Below are 20,403 nucleotides of genomic sequence, written 5' to 3'. Positions count from 1 at the left end.
GAAAGTCAAAAAATATTCTATTTGAAAGAGAGGTGCCGACTGTGAAAGTCAATAAAATTCGTATGCGGGAAACAGTGATTTCCTATGCTTTCCTAGCACCAGTGTTGTTCTTCTTTATTATCTTTGTTTTAGTACCAATGATTATGGGCTTCATCACAAGTTTCTTTAACTACTCTATGACTAGTTTTGAATTTGTGGGCTTAGATAACTATGTCCGTATGTTTAAAGATCCTGTCTTTGCAAAATCTCTGATTAACACAGTTATTTTGGTTGTTGGCTCTGTACCGATTGTTGTTCTCTTCTCGCTCTTTGTAGCGTCACAGACCTATCATCAAAATGCTATTGCTAGATCCTTTTACCGTTTTGTCTTCTTCCTTCCAGTTGTAACAGGTAGTGTTGCCGTAACGGTTGTATGGAAATGGATTTATGATCCGCTATCAGGTATCCTAAACTTTGTTTTGAAATCTAGTCATATCATTACTCAAAATATTTCATGGCTGGGCGACAAGCACTGGGCATTGCTGGCGATTATGATTATCCTCTTGACAACGTCTGTTGGTCAACCGATTATCCTCTACATCGCAGCTATGGGGAATATTGACAATTCATTGGTTGAAGCAGCTCGTGTTGACGGTGCAACTGAATTTCAAGTTTTCTGGAAGATTAAATGGCCAAGCCTTCTTCCAACAACTCTTTATATCGCAATCATCACGACAATCAACTCATTCCAAGTTTTCGCCTTGATTCAATTGTTGACATCTGGTGGGCCAAACTACTCTACAAGTACCTTAATGTACTACCTGTACGAAAAAGCCTTCCAATTGACAGAATACGGTTATGCTAACACCATCGGTGTCTTCTTGGCAGTCATGATTGCGATCGTAAGCTTTGTTCAATTTAAGGCGCTCGGAAACGACGTAGAATACTAAAGAAAGGAGACAGTTATGCAATCTACAGAAAAAAAACCATTAACAGCCTTTACTGTTATTTCAACAATCATTTTGCTCTTGTTGACTGTGCTGTTCATCTTTCCATTCTACTGGATTTTGACAGGGGCATTCAAGTCACAGCCTGATACCATTATGATTCCGCCACAATGGTTCCCTAAAATGCCAACCATGGAAAACTTCCAACAACTTATGGTGCAGAACCCTGCCTTGCAATGGATGTGGAACTCAGTATTTATCTCATTGGTAACCATGTTCTTAGTCTGTGCAACCTCATCTCTAGCAGGTTATGTATTGGCTAAAAAACGTTTCTATGGTCAACGTATCCTATTTGCTATCTTTATCGCTGCTATGGCGCTTCCAAAACAAGTTGTCCTTGTACCATTGGTACGTATCGTCAACTTCATGGGAATTCATGACACTCTTTGGGCAGTTATTTTGCCTTTGATTGGATGGCCATTTGGGGTCTTCCTCATGAAACAGTTCAGTGAAAATATTCCAACAGAGTTGCTTGAATCAGCTAAAATCGACGGTTGTGGTGAGATTCGTACCTTCTGGAGCGTAGCCTTCCCGATTGTGAAACCAGGATTTGCAGCCCTTGCAATCTTCACCTTCATCAATAGTTGGAACGACTACTTCATGCAGTTGGTAATGTTGACTTCACGTAACAATTTGACTATTTCACTCGGGGTTGCGACCATGCAGGCTGAAATGGCAACCAACTATGGTTTGATTATGGCAGGAGCTGCCCTTGCAGCCGTGCCAATCGTAACAGTCTTCCTTGTCTTCCAAAAATCCTTCACACAGGGTATTACTATGGGAGCGGTCAAAGGATAATACTCTGCGAAAATCGAATGCAAACTAGGTCAGTGTCACCTTGCCATACTTAAGTATTGCCTGCGGTTAGCTTCCTAGTTTGTTCTTCAATTTTCATTGAGTATAAGAGAATATAGAGTTATAAGTGTCTACAAAATGGAGGGTATGCAGTTACTTTATGAAGTTTTGTCAGACACTTATCAACTTAAGAATGGTTTTAGTTAACTATCAGAAACGAAGGAAAGAGTATGATTTTTGACGATTTGAAAAACATCACCTTTTACAAAGGGATTCATCCTAATTTAGACAAGGCTATCGACTATCTTTATGAACATCGTAAGGATTCTTTCGAATTAGGTAAGTATGAGATTGACGGAGATAAAGTCTTTCTAGTTGTTCAAGAAAATGTCCTAAATAAAGCTGAAAACGACCAGTTTGAACATCACAAGAACTATGCAGACTTGCATTTGTTGGTAGAAGGACATGAATATTCGAGCTACGGTGCACGTGTCAAAGATGAAGCAGTAGCATTTGACGAAGCAAGTGATATTGGCTTTGTTCATTGTCATGAACACTACCCACTCTTGTTGGGTTATCACAATTTTGCGATTTTCTTCCCAGGAGAACCACATCAACCAAATGGTTATGCAGGTATGGAAGATCAAGTTCGCAAGTATTTGTTTAAAATTTTGATTGATTAAAAATAGGATGAATTGTCTTTTTGTAAAGCTTTGATTATGCTCTACCATGAAATTGATCTTTGTGAGGTAGAGAAATGAGAATAAAATATTTAAAAATTGGTATCTTCTTGTCAGTCTGTTTATTGCTAATGAGTAATATTTTACCTTCAATTGTGTATGCGAATGAAGTTTCGCATATCCAAACTATACAGTCAGAAATAGATAGAATAGATGCAAAATTATCTCAAAATTACTTGCTAACTGAACAAGAAATTAAGGATCTGGTGGAAGATAGCAAAGGAGTCTATCCAGACATATCAGATGAACGTAAAATTGAATTGCTAGAAATGGTATCTTCTAAGTATGCTGCAAGAGCTAGTTTCTTGGATGGACAGGGAATTACAGTTGATGAGATGGCTTGGATAATTAGGGGCATTGTGAATGCATTGATTGGTAGATACATAAAATTAGGTACTTATGCGGCTAAGTATGGTATTAGTATGGCACGCTCGATCTTAAGTAGGGCAGCTGCAACTGCAGCAGCAAGAGTAGGATTAGCGACCAAGATTTCTGGATGGATTTTACGAGTAGCTGTGAATGTAGCTGATGTATATGGTAATTTTGCCTACAATATTGCTGCAGCTTGGGATGCACATGATAAAATTCCTAACAATGGTCGTATAAACTTTTAAAATGCGAGAATGAAAGCACTTTGTATTTTTTTATTGAATATGTTAGCTTGGACAGTGCTTGCAATGATAATTCGTGGAGGGCTAGATGGATTTAATGAGCATACTTGGAGTACTATTTTAATTGCTTCGCTGTTCGGGGTATATGATTATAAGCCTATATATAAAAATAGAAAAAAGTCCAAAAGAAAAAAGAAAAAATAGATTTGTTCATGGTAGGGACTTATGAAAGCTTTACTGACAAAAAAGAAAACAGTTTACAAAGAAAAATGATGGAGGAGCAAACATGGCACAAAAAGGAGTAAGCCTTATCAAGGCAGCATTTGATACAGACAACTTTCTCATGCGTTTTAGTGAGAAAGTCTTGGACATCGTGACAGCCAATCTTCTTTTTGTCGTCTCTTGTTTGCCAATCGTAACGATTGGAGTGGCTAAAATTAGCCTCTACGAGACCATGTTCGAAGTTAAGAAGAGCAGACGGGTGCCTGTTTTTAAAATCTATCTAAGATCTTTCAAGCAAAATCTGAAACTAGGTCTTCAGCTGGGTTTAATGGAGTTAGGAATTGTGTTTCTTACCCTTTCAGATCTCTATCTTTTCTGGAGTCAAACAGCTCTGCCCTTCCAATTGCTGAAAGCCATTTGTTTAGGTATTCTGATGTTTCTTACTATCGTGATGCTGGCTAGTTACCCTATCGCGGCACGTTATGACCTATCTTGGAAAGAAATTCTTCAAAAAGGATTGATGTTGGCTAGTTTTAACTTTCCTTGGTTCTTCCTCATGTTAGCCATTCTTGTCTTCATTGTGATGGTTCTTTATCTGTCCGCCTTCAGTCTACTCTTAGGTGGCTCAGTCTTCCTACTTTTTGGGTTTGGACTATTGGTCTTTATCCAGACTGGATTGATGGGGAAAATTTTCGCAAAATATCAATAGGAGTCTTATTTCTGAAACTACTTTCAAAGGCTTCAAACGCTATTCTATAAGCTAGAAACTAAAATCTAAGTGTCTATAAGATATTGAAAGCCTTTTCGGTAAAGTGTATACTAAAGAAGTAAAGAAAGAATCTGCTTTAGCAGAAAATAAAAATAATAGGAGAAAATCTATGTCAGATTTGAAAAAATACGAAGGTGTCATTCCAGCCTTCTACGCATGTTATGATGATCAAGGAGAAGTAAGTCCAGAGCGTACACGTGCCTTGGTTCAATACTTCATTGATAAAGGTGTTCAAGGTCTTTATGTCAATGGTTCTTCTGGTGAATGTATCTACCAAAGTGTAGAAGACCGCAAGTTGATTTTGGAAGAAGTCATGGCAGTTGCTAAAGGTAAATTAACTATTATTGCCCATGTTGCTTGCAACAATACCAAAGATAGTATGGAACTGGCTCGCCACGCTGAAAGCTTGGGAGTAGATGCCATTGCAACAATTCCACCAATTTACTTCCGCTTGCCAGAATACTCAGTTGCTAAATATTGGAACGATATCAGTTCTGCAGCTCCAAACACAGACTACGTGATCTACAACATTCCTCAATTGGCAGGGGTTGCTTTGACTCCAAGTCTTTATACCGAAATGTTGAAGAATCCTCGTGTTATCGGTGTGAAGAACTCTTCTATGCCAGTTCAAGATATCCAAACCTTTGTCAGCCTTGGTGGGGAAGACCATATCGTCTTTAACGGTCCAGATGAACAGTTCCTAGGTGGTCGCCTCATGGGTGCCAAAGCTGGTATCGGTGGTACTTATGGTGCTATGCCAGAACTCTTCTTGAAACTCAACCAATTGATTGCGGATAAAGATTTAGAAACAGCGCGTGAGTTACAGTATGCTATCAACGCTATCATTGGTAAATTGACTGCTGCACATGGAAATATGTACGGTGTCATTAAAGAAGTCTTGAAGATCAATGAAGGATTGAATATTGGTTCTGTTCGTTCACCATTGACGCCAGTAACGGAAGAAGATCGTCCAGTTGTAGAAGCAGCTGCAGCCTTGATTCGTGAAACCAAGGAGCGCTTCCTCTAATCCATAAGGAGGTATTTATGACACACTACGTTGCAATTGATATAGGTGGAACCAACATCAAGTATGGTTTGGTTGATCAAGAGGGGCAACTTCTTGAATCGCATGAAATGCCAACTGAAGCGTATAAGGGTGGATCTCATATCTTACAAAAAACCAAAGATATTGTAGCCAGCTATTTAGAAAAAGGCCCAGTAGCAGGTGTTGCCATTTCTTCTGCAGGAATGGTGGATCCTGATAAGGGGGAAATTTTCTACGCTGGACCTCAGATTCCAAATTATGCAGGAACCCAGTTCAAGAAGGAAATCGAAGAAAGCTTTGCTATTCCTTGTGAGATTGAAAATGATGTCAACTGTGCAGGTCTGGCTGAGGCAGTATCTGGTTCAGGTAAGGGAGCAAGTGTCACCCTTTGCTTGACCATTGGAACAGGTATCGGTGGTTGCTTGATTATGGATGGGAAAGTCTTCCATGGTTTTAGCAATTCGGCCTGTGAAGTCGGGTATATGCATATGCAAGATGGAGCTTTTCAGGATCTCGCTTCTACCACAGCCTTGGTGGAGTATGTAGCAACATCTCATGGAGAAGATGTTGATCAGTGGAATGGCCGACGCATTTTCAAGGAAGCCACTGAAGGCAATAAACTCTGCATGGAAGGTATTGACCGCATGGTAGACTATCTAGGAAAAGGTCTGGCAAATATTTGCTACGTTGCCAATCCAGAAGTGGTTATTCTTGGTGGTGGTATCATGGGGCAAGAGGCTATCCTCAAACCTAAGATTCGCACAGCCTTGAAAGAGGCTTTGGTACCAAGTTTAGCAGAAAAAACACGATTAGAATTTGCCCATCACCAGAATACAGCAGGTATGCTTGGTGCATATTATCATTTTAAGACAAAACAATCCTAGTTTGGCTCAGCCAAACTAGGATTTTCTAATCAAATTCCCTTGACTTTCTTTATAATTGTGAGATAATAAATAAAATATATAAAGGAATTATATAAAATGACTATAGCGAATTCAAGTAAGATTGTGACCTTCCAAGCTAATAGAGAATTAGTAAATGATGCCATGGAAGTGTTAAAAGAAAAAAATCTCTCTCTTTCATCAGCACTCAGATTATTTTTAAAGAATGTTGCCGTAACAAATGAAGTAGATTTACTGAGTGAAGAGGAATTAGAGAAGGAGTATTTGTTTAGACAATTACAAGCAGAAGTTCAAGAAAGTTATGCCAAGATTGAGTCTGGAAATTACTTGACAGATGAGGATGTCGTGACACGCTATGGATTATAAAAGATATAGGATTTTGTATTCTCCTAGAGTGATTGATAGTCTGGATAAAATATATCAGTATATAGCGGAGGAAATCGGTTCTGTAGAGGCTGCGAGACGAAAAGTAGCCAATATTAGAAAAGATATTAATCGGCTAGAAATTTTCCCCCAAGCTGGATTTGATGCTGATGAAAAATTTGGTAAGAAATTAGACCCTCGCTACCAAACGCGAGGATGGACCTTGAGTAAGGATTACATTGTATTGTATACAATTGTTGAGGATACCGTCAGACTTGCTTATTTACTCCCTTCAAAAAGTGATTACATGAAATTATTCAAGACTAAGTCAAGATATGACTAATTCATAATCTTGAAGAGGTATGTTTGGTGATGAATAAAAATCCTAGTTTGGCTCAGCCAAACTAGGATTTTCTGACACGTTTTTGTCTACGATAGCCGTTGAGTTTTTTATTTTCCCAGTAGCTATTAAAGATTTTCTCCTTGCTTTCGCGATTGATTTCCAAAAAGTAGGCATAAATCAAATCGATAAAGAAGAGCATAGGAAGTTGAGCGGATATTCGTTGGATGTAGGAAGGCTGGCTGTGGGTGGCTACAAGAACAGTCTCTGTGTAGGTCTGGCTATCTTTATTGGGAACACTTGTAAAGAGTACAGTCTTTGCCCCCATCTCCTTGGCATCTAATAGACTATCTAAAATAGAAGGTGTTGTGCCAGAAAGTGAGAAACCAAGTACGAGACAATTTTCATCCATAATACTGGTTGTCCAGGCAAAGCCGTCTTGATCGGTCAAGGCCTCGCAGACTACACCCAGACGCATGAACCGCAATTTCATTTCACGGGCAACAAGACCAGAACTCCCTGTTCCGAAGAAGTAGATACGCTCAGCATCTTCGATTAGCTGGGCAATTCGTTCTAGTTGGATTTCGTCAATTAAGTCTTGTGTTTGTTCCCTCATATTGCTATAACTTCTGAGGACTCGTTTGGTCAATGGACTGTGCTTGGAGACTTGGTTGGTTTGATTTTCTGCCTCATGTTGGTATTGGAAAATGAATTCTCGGTAGCCAGTAAAGCCACACTTTTTAGCAAAGCGGGTCAGAGCAGCTTGAGAAATATGTAATTTTTGGGTGACTTGTTGAGAAGATAAATCATCTGTAATCGTTTCAGCTTGCAAAAAATAGCGAGCGATTTCTTGCTCTAGGTCTGTCATTTCTTCAAAATGTGAATCAATGACAGTTGCGATATCTGGTTTGTCCATAGGGAAAGCTCCTTTACATGAGTCATACTGGAAGACTAGATCAGGGAATAGTCACACTTCATTATAACACATAATATAAGGATAGATAAATAAAAACGCATCTCTGTTTTAAAAACGAAAAAGTCGAAAAAGCTTCTTACTTTTCCATAATTTTCTACTCAAATTGTGGTACAATTAAGAGTAAGATTTTAATTATACTCTTCGAAAATCTCTTCAAACTACGTCATCGTTGCCTTGCCGTACTCAAGTACAGCCTGCAGCTAGCTTCCTAGTTTGCTCTTTGATTTTCATTGAGTATTAGAAATGAGACTGATTTGTATGAGAAAATTTAACAGCCATTCGATTCCGATTCGGCTTAATTTATTGTTTTCAATCGTCATTTTACTCTTTATGACCATTATTGGTCGTTTGTTGTATATGCAGATTTTGAACAAGGATTTTTACGAAAAAAAGCTAGCCTCAGCTAGTCAGACCAAGGTCACAACCAGTTCTGCCCGTGGGGAAATCTATGATGCTAGTGGAAAACCTTTGGTAGAAAATACGTTAAAGCAGGTTGTTTCCTTTACGCGTAGCAATAAAATGACGGCTACAGACTTAAAAGAAATAGCTAAAAAGTTACTGACTTATGTGAGTATTAGCTCGCCAAATTTGACAGAACGCCAGCTGGCTGATTACTATTTGGCTGATCCTGAAATCTATAAAAAAACAGTGGAAGCTCTCCCGAGTGAGAAACGATTGGATTCAGATGGCAATCGCCTATCCGAATCAGAACTGTATAACAATGCGGTCGATAGTGTCCCAACAAGTCAACTAAACTATACAGAGGATGAAAAGAAAGAAATCTATCTTTTTAGTCAGTTAAATGCTGTTGGAAACTTTGCGACAGGAACCATTGCGACAGATCCTCTAAATGATTCTCAGGTGGCTGTTATTGCCTCTATTTCAAAGGAGATGCCTGGCATTAGTATTTCTACTTCTTGGGATCGAAAGATTTTGGAAACTTCCCTTTCTTCTATAGTAGGGAGTGTATCCAGTGAAAAAGCTGGTCTCCCAGCGGAAGAAGCAGAAGCCTATCTTAAAAAAGGCTATTCTCTAAATGACCGTGTTGGAACCTCCTATTTGGAAAAGCAATATGAAGAGACCTTACAAGGAAAACGCTCGGTAAAAGAAATCCATCTGGATAAATATGGCAATATGGAAAGCGTGGACACAATTGAGGAAGGTAGTAAGGGAAACAATATCAAACTGACCATTGATTTGGCCTTCCAAGATAGCGTGGATGCTTTGCTGAAAAGTTATTTCAATTCCGAGCTAGGAAATGGTGGAGCCAAGTATTCTGAGGGTGTGTATGCAGTCGCCCTTAACCCCAAAACAGGTGCTGTTTTGTCTATGTCAGGACTCAAACATGACCTGAAAACGGGAGAGTTGACTCCTGATTCCTTGGGAACGGTAACCAATGTCTTTGTCCCAGGTTCGGTTGTTAAGGCCGCTACCATCAGCTCAGGTTGGGAAAATGGTGTTTTATCAGGAAACCAAACCTTAACAGATCAGCCTATTGTTTTCCAAGGTTCAGCTCCAATTTATTCTTGGTATAAATTGGCATATGGATCTTTTCCTATTACAGCTGTGGAAGCCTTGGAGTATTCATCCAATGCTTACATGGTTCAAACCGCTCTTGGAATCATGGGCCAGACCTATCAACCAAATATGTTTGTTGGAACCAGCAATTTGGAAACAGCTATGGGAAAACTTCGTGCGACCTTTGGCGAATATGGCTTGGGGGCTGCGACCGGAATTGACCTACCAGATGAATCTACTGGATTTGTTCCCAAAGAGTATAGCTTTGCTAATTACATCACCAATGCCTTTGGGCAGTTTGATAACTATACGCCCATGCAGTTGGCTCAGTATGTAGCAACTATTGCAAATGATGGTGTTCGTGTGGCTCCTCGTATTGTTGAAGGCATTTATGGTAATAATGATAAGGGAGGACTGGGTGACTTGATTCAGCAACTGCAACCGACAGAGATGAATAAGGTCAATATATCCGACTCCGATATGAGTATCTTGCACCAAGGTTTTTATCAGGTTGCTCATGGGACTAGTGGATTGACAACTGGACGTGCCTTTTCAAATGGTGCCTTGGTATCTATTAGCGGAAAAACGGGTACAGCCGAAAGCTATGTGGCAGATGGTCAGGAAGCAACCAATACCAATGCGGTGGCCTATGCCCCATCTGATAATCCCCAAATCGCTGTTGCAGTGGTCTTTCCTCATAATACCAATCTAACAAATGGTGTAGGACCTTCCATTGCGCGTGACATTATCAATCTGTATCAAAAATACCATCCAATGAACTAGAAAGGAAATTATGCTTTATCCAACACCCATTGCCAAGCTGATTGACAGTTATTCCAAGTTACCAGGTATCGGGATTAAGACGGCCACGCGTCTGGCCTTTTATACGATTGGGATGTCTGATGACGATGTCAATGAATTTGCCAAAAATCTCCTTTCTGCTAAGAGAGAATTGACCTACTGTTCCGTTTGTGGACGTTTGACAGATGATGATCCTTGCTCCATTTGTACCGATCCGAGTCGTGACCAGACAACGATTTTGGTGCTAGAGGATAGTCGTGATGTGGCAGCCATGGAGAACATCCAAGAATACCATGGTCTCTATCATGTCCTGCATGGCCTCATTTCTCCTATGAATGGTATCAGTCCAGATGATATCAATCTCAAGAGTCTCATGACTCGTCTGATGGATAGTGAGGTTTCAGAAGTAATCGTAGCAACCAATGCCACAGCAGATGGGGAAGCGACTTCCATGTATCTTTCCCGCTTACTCAAGCCAGCTGGGATCAAGGTTACGCGCCTGGCACGAGGCCTTGCTGTGGGAGCAGATATCGAGTATGCGGACGAAGTAACCCTCTTACGGGCTATTGAAAATCGGACAGAGTTGTAAGTGTAGACAAATTTACGAATTCCATTCATTTATAAAAAATCAAGGAGGCTGAAAATTGTTGATATCGGCCTCTTTTTGTATAGTGTGATGAGTAGGATCAGGTTCAAGTTTTAAAAAACCAAGCAAATATGATATACTAAAGAGCGAGTATTCTAGTAGAATTAGGACAAATAATATGAAACAAACGATTATTCTTTTATATGGTGGACGGAGTGCGGAACGCGAAGTCTCTGTCCTTTCAGCTGAGAGTGTCATGCGTGCGGTCAATTACGACCGTTTCACAGTTAAGACTTTCTTTATCAGTCAGTCAGGTGACTTTATCAAAACGCAGGAATTTAGTCAGACTCCAGGTCAAGAGGACCGTCTCATGACCAATGCGACTATTGATTGGGATAAGAAAGTTGCACCAAGTGCCATCTACGAAGAAGGTGCAGTGGTCTTTCCAGTTCTTCACGGTCCGATGGGAGAAGATGGCTCTGTCCAAGGATTCTTAGAAGTTTTGAAAATGCCTTATGTCGGATGTAATATCTTGTCATCTAGCCTTGCCATGGACAAAATCACGACTAAGCGTATTTTAGAATCTGCTGGTATTGCCCAAGTTCCTTATGTGGCTATCGTTGAAGGGGATGATGTGACTGCTAAAATCGCTGAAGTGGAAGAAAAATTGACTTATCCAGTCTTCACTAAGCCGTCAAACATGGGTTCTAGTGTCGGTATTTCTAAGTCTGAAAATCAAGAAGAACTTCGTCAAGCTTTGGAACTTGCCTTTCAATATGACAGCCGTGTCTTGGTAGAGCAAGGGGTCAATGCCCGTGAAATCGAGGTTGGTCTCTTGGGAAACTACGATGTCAAAAGCACGCTACCAGGAGAAGTAGTCAAGGATGTTGCCTTTTATGACTACGATGCCAAGTATATTGATAACAAGATTACCATGGACATCCCAGCCAAAATCAGTGATGATGTGGTAGCTGTCATGCGTCAAAATGCAGAAACGGCCTTCCGTGCCATTGGTGGCCTCGGTCTCTCTCGTTGCGATTTCTTCTATACAGATAAGGGAGAGATTTTTCTAAACGAGCTTAATACCATGCCAGGTTTCACCCAGTGGTCAATGTATCCACTGCTTTGGGACAATATGGGAATCAGCTACCCAGAACTAATCGAGCGTTTGGTTGACCTTGCCAAGGAAAGTTTTGACAAGCGCGAAGCGCATTTGCTATAAAATGAAAGAGAGGGTAGGAGCCAGAACCATCACTGCAAGGTGATCATAGTTCTCGGACTTCGACCCTTTTTAAAGGAGTAGAAATGAAATTAACAATCCATGAAGTTGCCCAAGCTGTTAGGGCTAAAAATGATATCAGCATCTTTGAGGACACCCAGTTAGAGAAAGCTGAGTTTGACAGTCGTTTGATTGCGACAGGAGATTTATTTGCGCCCCTCAAAGGTGCGCGTGACGGTCATGACTTTATCGAAACAGCTTTTGAAAATGGCGCTGCTGTAACCCTGTCTGAGAAAGAGGTTGCAAATCATCCCTATATTCTAGTAGATGATGTCTTGACTGCCTTTCAACAACTAGCTGCCTACTATCTTGAGAAAATGGCTGTTGATGTCTTTGCAGTTACAGGTTCAAATGGCAAGACAACGACCAAGGATATGTTGGCGCACTTGCTATCAACAACCTACAAAACCTACAAAACACAAGGCAATTACAATAACGAGATCGGCCTTCCCTACACAGTTCTTCATATGCCTGAAGGAACAGAAAAGTTGGTTTTGGAGATGGGGCAGGATCACTTGGGCGATATTCATCTCTTGTCTGAGTTGGCTCATCCAAAGACAGCCATCGTGACCTTGGTTGGAGAAGCCCATTTGGCCTTTTTCAAAGACCGTTCGGAGATCGCTAAAGGGAAAATGCAAATTGCAGATGGTATGGTATCGGGTTCCTTGCTTTTGGCACCAGCTGACTCCATTGTAGAGGACTACTTGCCAACAGATAAAAAGGTAGTCCGTTTTGGGCCAGGAGCAGAGTTGGAAATTACAGACTTGATTGAGCGCAAGGACAGTCTGACCTTTAAGGCTAATTTCTTGGAACAAGCCCTCGATTTGCCAGTGACTGGTAAGTACAATGCCACCAATGCTATGATTGCGTCCTATGTTGTCCTACAAGAAGGGGTTTCAGAGGAGCAAATTCGTCAGGCCTTCCAAAATCTTGAATTGACGCGTAATCGTACCGAGTGGAAGAAAGCAGCCAATGGAGCAGATATCCTATCAGATGTGTATAATGCCAACCCAACTGCTATGAAGCTGATTTTAGAGACTTTCTCTGCCATCCCAGCCAATGAAGGTGGCAAAAAAATTGCTGTCTTGGCGGATATGAAGGAACTTGGTGACCAGTCTGTTCAACTCCATAACCAGATGATTTTGAGTCTCTCTCCAGATGTGCTTGATACCGTGATTTTCTATGGAGAAGACATTGCTGAATTAGCCAAATTGGCCAGTCAAATGTTCCCAATTGGCCACGTTTACTACTTCAAGAAAACAGAAGACCAAGACCAATTTGAAGACCTAGTCAAGCAGGTCAAGGAAAGTCTAGGAGCCCACGACCAAATCCTACTCAAAGGCTCTAACTCTATGAATCTAGCCAAGTTGGTAGAAAGTTTAGCAACTGAAGCCAAGTGATTTTGTCAAACATTTACGTATTTCTAAATCCATTTTTGACAAATAGCATGGTATAATAATATGCAGGAAAATTTTGAATTATGAGGAAGACTAGATGAATTTATGGGATATTTTTTTTACAACTCAGCCAACAGAACCACCTAAATTTGACTTTTTTTGGTATGTTAGCCTATTTACGCTCTTAGCCTTGACCTTTTATACAGCCTATCGCTATCGTGAAAAGAAGGTTTACCAACGATTTTTCCAGATTTTACAGGCCGTTCAGTTGATCCTTCTTTATGGTTGGTACTGGGTCAATCATATGCCATTGTCAGAAAGCCTACCCTTTTACCATTGCCGTATGGCTATGTTTGTGGTACTCTTGCTTCCTGGTCAGTCCAAATATAAACAATACTTTGCATTATTGGGAACATTTGGGACATTAGCAGCCTTTGTTTATCCAGTGCCAGATGCTTACCCTTTTCCACATATCACCATTTTATCCTTTATCTTTGGTCATTTAGCACTCTTGGGGAACTCTCTAGTTTATCTATTGAGACAGTATAGTGCGAAATTGCTGGATGTGAAGGGAATTTTTCTCATGACCTTTGCCCTAAATGCCTTGATTTTTGTGGTCAATTTGGTAACAGGTGGGGATTACGGATTCTTGACAAAACCGCCATTGGTTGGGGATCATGGTCTAGTAGCTAATTATTTACTTGTTTCAATTGTGCTGGTAGCTACTATCAGTTTGACTAAGAAAATCTTAGAATTCTTTTTAGCTCAAGAAGCAGAAAAAATGATTGCAAAGAAAGCTTAACACAGAGCTTTCTTTTTTTGTCTTAGAGAGTTTTTACAAGCAGCTTATAAAATAAGAATTTCTGAACATAGAAACTCAAAAATTGGCTGGGAAATTTAGGAAAAAAGCAAGCATGATTAAATTTTTTGTGTTATAATATTCTGTGAATAGCTATGCCTAAGTTTAGCTATGGAATAATACGAAGTGCGAAACTTGGAAGATAGAGAGGATGCGATGTAATGGCTAGAGAAGGCTTTTTTACAGGTCTAGATATTGGAACAAGCTCTGTCAAGGTGCTTGTAGCCGAGCAGAGAAATGGTGAATTAAATGTAATTGGCGTGAGTAATGCCAAAAGTAAAGGTGTAAAGGATGGAATTATTGTTGATATTGATGCAGCAGCAACTGCTATCAAGTCAGCCATTTCCCAAGCAGAAGAAAAGTCAGGCATTTCGATTAAATCAGTGAATGTCGGCTTGCCTGGTAATCTTTTGCAGGTAGAACCAACTCAAGGGATGATTCCAGTAACATCTGATACCAAGGAAATTACGGATCAAGATGTTGAAAATGTTGTCAAATCAGCTTTGACAAAGAGTATGACACCTGACCGTGAAGTCATTACCTTTATTCCTGAAGAATTTATTGTGGATGGTTTCCAAGGGATTCGTGACCCACGTGGCATGATGGGGGTTCGTCTTGAAATGCGTGGTTTGCTTTATACAGGTCCTCGCACTATTTTACATAACCTACGTAAGACAGTAGAACGTGTCGGACTACAGGTTGAAAATGTTATTATTTCACCACTAGCAATGGTTCAATCAGTTTTGAACGAAGGTGAACGTGAATTTGGTGCTACAGTGATTGATATGGGAGCAGGTCAAACGACTGTCGCTACAATCCGTAACCAAGAACTTCAGTTCACACATATTCTCCAAGAAGGTGGAGATTATGTAACTAAAGATATCTCCAAGGTTTTGAAAACCTCTCGCAAATTAGCGGAAGGCTTGAAACTGAATTACGGGGAAGCCTATCCGCCTCTTGCAAGCAAAGAAACCTTCCAAGTAGAAGTTATTGGAGAAGTAGAAGCAGTTGAAGTGACGGAAGCCTACTTGTCAGAAATTATTTCTGCACGAATTAAGCACATCCTTGAGCAAATCAAGCAAGAATTAGATAGAAGACGTCTATTGGAGCTCCCTGGTGGTATTGTCTTAATCGGTGGGAATGCCATTTTACCAGGTATGGTTGAACTTGCTCAGGAAGTCTTTGGCGTCCGTGTCAAGCTTTATGTTCCAAATCAAGTTGGTATCCGTAATCCAGCCTTTGCGCATGTGATTAGTTTATCAGAATTTGCGGGTCAATTAACAGAAGTGAATCTTTTGGCTCAGAGAGCGATAAAAGGTGAGAATGACTTAAGCCATCAGCCAATTAGTTTTGGTGGGATGCTGCAAAAAACAGCTCAGTTTGTACAATCAACGCCTGTTCAACCAGCTCCTGCTCCAGAAGTAGAGCCGGTGGCTCCTACAGAACCAATGGCGGATTTCCAACAAGCTTCACAAAATAAGCCGAAATTAGCAGATCGTTTCCGTGGCTTGATCGGAAGCATGTTTGACGAATAAAGAGGAAAAATAAATTATGACATTTTCATTTGATACAGCTGCTGCTCAAGGTGCAGTGATTAAGGTAATTGGTGTCGGTGGAGGTGGTGGCAATGCCATCAACCGTATGGTCGACGAAGGTGTTACAGGCGTAGAATTTATCGCAGCAAACACAGATGTACAAGCATTGAGTAGTACAAAAGCTGAGACTGTTATTCAGTTGGGGCCTAAATTGACTCGTGGTTTGGGTGCAGGAGGTCAACCTGAGGTTGGTCGTAAAGCTGCTGAAGAAAGCGAAGAAACACTGACGGAAGCTATCAGTGGTGCAGATATGGTCTTCATCACTGCTGGTATGGGAGGAGGTTCTGGAACTGGAGCTGCTCCTGTTATTGCTCGTATCGCTAAAGATTTAGGTGCTCTTACAGTTGGTGTTGTAACACGTCCGTTTGGTTTTGAAGGAAGCAAACGTGGACAATTTGCTGTAGAAGGAATCAACCAACTTCGTGAGCATGTAGACACTCTATTGATTATTTCAAACAACAACTTGCTTGAAATTGTTGATAAGAAAACTCCTCTTCTTGAAGCACTTAGCGAAGCGGATAACGTACTTCGTCAAGGTGTTCAAGGGATTACCGATTTGATTACCAATCCAGGATTGATTAACCTTGACTTTGCCGATGTGAAAACAGTTATGGCAAATAAAGGGAATGCTCTCATGGGTATTGGTATCGGTAGTGGAGAAGAACGTGTGGTAGAAGCGGCGCGTAAGGCAATTTACTCTCCACTTCTTGAAACAACAATTGATGGAGCAGAAGATGTGATTGTCAACGTAACTGGTGGTCTCGATTTAACCTTGATTGAAGCTGAGGAGGCTTCACAAATTGTGAACCAGGCAGCAGGTCAAGGAGTGAACATCTGGCTCGGTACTTCAATTGATGAAAGTATGCGTGATGAAATTCGTGTAACAGTTGTCGCAACGGGTGTTCGTCAAGACCGCGTAGAGAAGGCTGTTGCTCCACAAGCTAGACCGACTACTAACTACCGTGAGACAGTGAAACCAGCTCATTCACATGGCTTTGATCGTCATTTTGATATGGCAGAAACAGCTGAATTGCCAAAACAAAATCCACGTCGTTTGGAACCAACTCAGGCATCTGCTTTTGGTGATTGGGATCTTCGCCGTGAATCGATTGTTCGTACAACAGATTCAGTCGTTTCTCCAGTTGAACGCTTTGAAGCCCCAACATCACAAGATGAAGATGAATTGGATACACCTCCATTTTTCAAAAATCGTTAAGTAAATGAATGTAAAAGAAAATACAGAACTTGTTTTTCGAGAAGTCGCAGAGGCTAGTCTGAGTGCTCATCGAGAGAGTGGTTCAGTCTCTGTCATTGCAGTTACCAAGTATGTAGATGTACCGACAGCGGAAGCCTTGCTTCCGCTAGGTGTTCATCATATCGGTGAAAATCGTGTCGATAAGTTTCTGGAAAAATATGAAGCTCTAAAAGATCGAGATGTGACTTGGCATTTGATTGGTACCTTGCAAAGACGTAAGGTGAAAGATGTCATTCAATACGTTGATTATTTCCATGCCTTGGATTCAGTAAAGCTAGCAGGGGAAATTCAAAAAAGAAGTGACCGAGTCATCAAGTGTTTCCTTCAAGTAAATATTTCTAAAGAAGAAAGCAAACACGGTTTTTCGAGAGAGGAACTGCTGGAAATCTTGCCAGAGTTAGCCAGACTAGATAAGATTGAATATGTCGGTTTAATGACGATGGCACCTTTTGAGGCTAGCAGTGAGCAGTTGAAAGAGATTTTCAAGGCGGCCCAAGATTTACAAAGAGAAATTCAAGAGAAACAAATTCCAAATATGCCTATGACCGAGTTAAGTATGGGAATGAGTCGTGATTATAAAGAAGCGATTCAATTCGGTTCCACCTTTGTTCGTATAGGCACATCATTTTTTAAGTAGGAGAGAACCATGTCTTTAAAAGATAGATTCGATAGATTTATAGATTATTTTACGGAGGATGAGGATTTAAGTCTCCCTAATGAAAAACGAGATGAGCCCATTTTGACTCCAGTAAATTCTACACAGGACAAGGCTCTTTCAACAAATCAAACACCACGTACAAGCACAAGTAGTACAAAAGAAACTAATATTACTAGACTGCATGCACGTCAACAAGAGTTAGCCAAGCAAAGTCAGCATTCTACTGAAAAAGTAACAATCGATGTTCGTTACCCTAGAAAATATGAAGATGCGATAGAAATTGTTGATTTATTAGCAGGAAACGAAAGTATTTTGATTGATTTTCAATATATGACTGAAGTGCAAGCTCGTCGTTGTTTAGATTATCTGGATGGAGCTTGCCATGTTCTAGCTGGAAATTTGAAAAAGGTAGCTTCTACCATGTACCTGTTGACACCAGTGAATGTTATTGTAAATGTTGAAGATATTCGTTTACCAGATGAAGATCAACAGGGTGAGTTTGATTTTGATATGAGACGAAATAGAGGACGATAATGATTTTTTTAATTCGTCTGATTTATAATGCAGTGGATATTTACTCCCTGATTTTGGTAGCCTTTGCTGTCATGTCTTGGTTTCCAGGCGCCTACGAATCAAGTTTGGGTCGTTGGATTGTAGCATTGGTAAAACCAGTGCTTGCTCCTTTGCAACGCCTGCCTTTACAGATAGCGGGTCTTGATTTATCTGTTTGGGTTGCGATTGTTTTGGTTCGATTTTTAGGAGAAAACCTAGTGCGTTTTCTGGCGATGATAGGATGAATAAAGGGATTTATCAGCATTTCTCCATAGAAGATCGTCCATTTCTTGACAAGGGAATGGAATGGATAAAGAAGGTAGAAGATAGCTATGCTCCTTTTTTAACTTCTTTTATCAATCCTCATCAGGAGAAGCTATTAAAGATTTTGGCCAAAACCTATGGTCTTGCTTGTAGCGGTAGTGGGGAATTCGTCTCGAGTGAGTATGTTCGAGTTTTATTATACCCAAATTATTTCCAGCCAGAGTTTTCAGATTTTGAAATATCTCTCCAGGAAATTGTGTATTCCAATAAATTTGAACACTTAACGCATGCTAAGATTTTAGGGACAGTCATCAATCAATTAGGGATTGAACGGAAACTTTTTGGAGATATCCTAGTAGATGAAGAACGGGCGCAGATTATGATTAATCAGCAATTTCTTCTTCTCTTTCAAGATGGATTAAAGAAAATTGGCCGTATACCCGTTTCGCTGGAGGAACGTCCTTTCACCGAGAAAATAGATAAGTTAGAACAGTATCGAGAGCTGGATTTATCTGTGTCTAGTTTTCGATTAGATGTTCTTTTATCAAATGTTTTGAAACTATCTAGGAACCAAGCAAACCAGTTGATTGAAAAGAAACTTGTCCAAGTAAATTATCATGTGGTAGACAAATCAGATTATATTGTTCAAGTTGGAGACTTGATTAGTGTGAGAAAATTTGGGCGCTTGAGATTGCTTCAAGATAAGGGACAAACAAAAAAAGAGAAGAAAAAAATAACCGTCCAGTTATTATTAAGTAAGTGAGGAATAGAATGCCAATTACATCATTAGAAATAAAGGACAAGACCTTTGGAACTCGATTCAGAGGTTTTGATCCAGAAGAAGTCGATGAATTTTTAGATATTGTGGTTCGTGATTACGAAGATCTTGTTCGTGCGAATCATGATAAAGATTTGCGTATTAAGAGTTTAGAAGAGCGTTTGTCTTACTTTGACGAAATGAAAGATTCATTGAGCCAGTCTGTATTGATTGCTCAGGATACAGCTGAGCGAGTGAAACAGGCGGCACATGAACGTTCAAACAATATCATTCACCAAGCAGAGCAGGATGCCCAACGCTTGTTGGAAGAAGCTAAATATAAGGCAAACGAGATTCTTCGTCAAGCAACTGATAATGCTAAGAAAGTCGCTGTTGAAACAGAAGAATTGAAGAATAAGAGCCGTGTCTTCCACCAACGTCTCAAATCTACAATTGAGAGTCAGTTGGCTATTGTTGAATCTTCAGATTGGGAAGATATTCTCCGTCCAACAGCTACTTATCTTCAAACCAGTGATGAAGCCTTTAAAGAAGTGGTTAGCGAGGTACTTGGAGAACCGATTCCAGCTCCAATTGAGGAAGAACCAATTGATATGACACGTCAGTTCTCTCAAGCAGAAATGGCAGAGTTACAGGCTCGTATTGAAGCAGCCAATAAAGAATTGGCTGAATTTGAAGCTCAGACTAAACAGGAAGTAGAAAATCCAACTCCTGTAGTGGGTCCTCAAATGGAAGAAGAGCCTGCTCATCCAGTTGGTCCAATGTACGAAGAACCAGAAGTAGCTCCAGTACATCCTTCGACTTCAACACCAGCTACAGAAACGTTTGATTCAGCACCAGGATTTGAAGCACCGCAAGAATCCGTTACAATTTTATAAGAAATATTCTGAGAACAATATCTTATCCTTATATTTCCAGCGAGCAGGAGATGGTGTGAGTCCTGCATTCCCTAACGATAAGATTATCCTCTCAAACAATCAAGTCTGAATGGAGTAAGATTTGACGTTTCCCACGTTACGGGATAAGAGGGAGAAAGACTAAATCTTTTTCCGAATAAAGGTGGTACCACGATTTTCGTCCTTTTTGGCAGTCGTGGTTTTTAATTTGTTATTATT

23 protein-coding genes are annotated in these 20,403 nt (G+C 40.3%); 22 read left to right on the top strand and 1 reads right to left on the bottom strand.

Annotated elements, in window-relative coordinates:
* Nucleotides 1-62 precede the first annotated feature (62 nt).
* The 10 genes from SPPN_RS08105 (at nucleotide 63) to SPPN_RS08060 (ending at nucleotide 6,776) form a co-directional block, all read left to right on the top strand.
* Nucleotides 63-929, top strand: a complete 867-nt coding sequence (locus SPPN_RS08105) for a carbohydrate ABC transporter permease (protein WP_162467683.1) — start codon at nucleotides 63-65, stop codon at nucleotides 927-929.
* Nucleotides 930-944: 15 nt separating this feature from the next.
* Nucleotides 945-1,784, top strand: coding sequence for a carbohydrate ABC transporter permease (locus SPPN_RS08100; protein WP_001192005.1), 840 nt, complete (start codon nucleotides 945-947; stop codon nucleotides 1,782-1,784).
* Nucleotides 1,785-2,011: 227 nt separating this feature from the next.
* A complete protein-coding gene (locus SPPN_RS08095; protein WP_000575441.1) occupies nucleotides 2,012-2,464 on the top strand; it encodes a NanQ anomerase/TabA/YiaL family protein in 453 nt (150 codons plus the stop codon).
* A gap of 326 nt (nucleotides 2,465-2,790) precedes the next feature.
* Nucleotides 2,791-3,135 carry a hypothetical protein gene (locus tag SPPN_RS08090; RefSeq protein WP_014017319.1) on the top strand — a complete coding sequence of 115 codons (345 nt, stop codon included), beginning with the start codon at nucleotides 2,791-2,793 and terminating at the stop codon, nucleotides 3,133-3,135.
* A 9-nt stretch (nucleotides 3,136-3,144) separates the two neighbouring features.
* Nucleotides 3,145-3,336 (top strand): hypothetical protein, encoded by a 192-nt coding sequence (locus SPPN_RS14015; RefSeq protein ID WP_014017318.1) that lies wholly within the window; start codon nucleotides 3,145-3,147, stop codon nucleotides 3,334-3,336.
* A gap of 82 nt (nucleotides 3,337-3,418) precedes the next feature.
* Complete coding sequence (locus SPPN_RS08080; RefSeq protein WP_000057493.1) at nucleotides 3,419-4,063, top strand: YesL family protein; 645 nt, start codon at nucleotides 3,419-3,421, stop codon at nucleotides 4,061-4,063.
* Between the two features lie 169 nt (nucleotides 4,064-4,232).
* Nucleotides 4,233-5,150 (top strand): dihydrodipicolinate synthase family protein, encoded by a 918-nt coding sequence (locus SPPN_RS08075; RefSeq protein ID WP_001281495.1) that lies wholly within the window; start codon nucleotides 4,233-4,235, stop codon nucleotides 5,148-5,150.
* A gap of 17 nt (nucleotides 5,151-5,167) precedes the next feature.
* Nucleotides 5,168-6,052, top strand: coding sequence for an ROK family protein (locus SPPN_RS08070; protein ID WP_000150277.1), 885 nt, complete (start codon nucleotides 5,168-5,170; stop codon nucleotides 6,050-6,052).
* 96 nt (nucleotides 6,053-6,148) lie between these two features.
* Nucleotides 6,149-6,436: a type II toxin-antitoxin system RelB/ParD family antitoxin gene (gene relB, locus SPPN_RS08065; protein ID WP_000150674.1), complete on the top strand. Its 288-nt coding sequence runs from the start codon at nucleotides 6,149-6,151 to the stop codon at nucleotides 6,434-6,436.
* Nucleotides 6,426-6,776 carry a type II toxin-antitoxin system RelE/ParE family toxin gene (locus SPPN_RS08060; protein ID WP_000384969.1) on the top strand — a complete coding sequence of 117 codons (351 nt, stop codon included), beginning with the start codon at nucleotides 6,426-6,428 and terminating at the stop codon, nucleotides 6,774-6,776. Before relB ends, SPPN_RS08060 begins: the two co-directional genes overlap by 11 nt.
* Before the next feature lie 61 nt (nucleotides 6,777-6,837).
* Here the strand turns inward: SPPN_RS08060 and SPPN_RS08055 are convergent, their stop codons facing one another.
* Nucleotides 6,838-7,689 (bottom strand): MurR/RpiR family transcriptional regulator, encoded by an 852-nt coding sequence (locus SPPN_RS08055; RefSeq protein WP_000360356.1) that lies wholly within the window; start codon nucleotides 7,687-7,689, stop codon nucleotides 6,838-6,840.
* Between the two features lie 303 nt (nucleotides 7,690-7,992).
* Here SPPN_RS08055 and pbp2b point away from each other — a divergent pair, with 303 nt between their 5' ends.
* The 12 genes from pbp2b (at nucleotide 7,993) to SPPN_RS07995 (ending at nucleotide 20,166) form a co-directional block, all read left to right on the top strand.
* Nucleotides 7,993-10,050 carry a penicillin-binding protein 2B gene (gene pbp2b / locus SPPN_RS08050; RefSeq protein ID WP_080564682.1) on the top strand — a complete coding sequence of 686 codons (2,058 nt, stop codon included), beginning with the start codon at nucleotides 7,993-7,995 and terminating at the stop codon, nucleotides 10,048-10,050.
* 10 nt (nucleotides 10,051-10,060) lie between these two features.
* Entirely contained in the window at nucleotides 10,061-10,657 is a 597-nt protein-coding gene (gene recR, locus SPPN_RS08045; protein ID WP_000966760.1) for a recombination mediator RecR, read from the top strand.
* Between the two features lie 175 nt (nucleotides 10,658-10,832).
* Nucleotides 10,833-11,876: a D-alanine--D-alanine ligase gene (locus tag SPPN_RS08040; RefSeq protein ID WP_000814667.1), complete on the top strand. Its 1,044-nt coding sequence runs from the start codon at nucleotides 10,833-10,835 to the stop codon at nucleotides 11,874-11,876.
* A gap of 83 nt (nucleotides 11,877-11,959) precedes the next feature.
* Nucleotides 11,960-13,333, top strand: a complete 1,374-nt coding sequence (locus SPPN_RS08035; RefSeq protein ID WP_000778741.1) for a UDP-N-acetylmuramoyl-tripeptide--D-alanyl-D-alanine ligase — start codon at nucleotides 11,960-11,962, stop codon at nucleotides 13,331-13,333.
* 94 nt (nucleotides 13,334-13,427) lie between these two features.
* A complete protein-coding gene (locus tag SPPN_RS08030; protein ID WP_001055260.1) occupies nucleotides 13,428-14,132 on the top strand; it encodes a YwaF family protein in 705 nt (234 codons plus the stop codon).
* Nucleotides 14,133-14,350: 218 nt separating this feature from the next.
* Complete coding sequence (ftsA, locus tag SPPN_RS08025; RefSeq protein ID WP_000090408.1) at nucleotides 14,351-15,724, top strand: cell division protein FtsA; 1,374 nt, start codon at nucleotides 14,351-14,353, stop codon at nucleotides 15,722-15,724.
* A gap of 16 nt (nucleotides 15,725-15,740) precedes the next feature.
* A complete protein-coding gene (gene ftsZ / locus SPPN_RS08020; RefSeq protein ID WP_000144268.1) occupies nucleotides 15,741-17,000 on the top strand; it encodes a cell division protein FtsZ in 1,260 nt (419 codons plus the stop codon).
* 4 nt (nucleotides 17,001-17,004) lie between these two features.
* The gene (locus tag SPPN_RS08015) at nucleotides 17,005-17,676 is read left to right on the top strand and encodes a YggS family pyridoxal phosphate-dependent enzyme (protein WP_001101082.1); all 672 of its coding nucleotides are present in this window, start codon (nucleotides 17,005-17,007) and stop codon (nucleotides 17,674-17,676) included.
* 9 nt (nucleotides 17,677-17,685) lie between these two features.
* Nucleotides 17,686-18,231 (top strand): cell division protein SepF, encoded by a 546-nt coding sequence (locus SPPN_RS08010; protein WP_000053375.1) that lies wholly within the window; start codon nucleotides 17,686-17,688, stop codon nucleotides 18,229-18,231.
* Nucleotides 18,231-18,494, top strand: a complete 264-nt coding sequence (locus SPPN_RS08005; protein ID WP_000576506.1) for a YggT family protein — start codon at nucleotides 18,231-18,233, stop codon at nucleotides 18,492-18,494. Before SPPN_RS08010 ends, SPPN_RS08005 begins: the two co-directional genes overlap by 1 nt.
* Nucleotides 18,491-19,276, top strand: coding sequence for a YlmH family RNA-binding protein (locus SPPN_RS08000; protein WP_001032424.1), 786 nt, complete (start codon nucleotides 18,491-18,493; stop codon nucleotides 19,274-19,276). The genes SPPN_RS08005 and SPPN_RS08000 overlap by 4 nt, the downstream gene beginning before the upstream one ends.
* Nucleotides 19,277-19,284: 8 nt before the next feature.
* Nucleotides 19,285-20,166 carry a DivIVA domain-containing protein gene (locus SPPN_RS07995; protein ID WP_001123179.1) on the top strand — a complete coding sequence of 294 codons (882 nt, stop codon included), beginning with the start codon at nucleotides 19,285-19,287 and terminating at the stop codon, nucleotides 20,164-20,166.
* Nucleotides 20,167-20,403: the final 237 nt, after the last annotated feature.

The organism is Streptococcus pseudopneumoniae IS7493, from assembly GCF_000221985.1.
Taxonomy (GTDB): Bacteria; Bacillota; Bacilli; order Lactobacillales; family Streptococcaceae; genus Streptococcus; species Streptococcus pseudopneumoniae.
This window is presented reverse-complemented; position numbering and strand designations above follow the sequence as displayed.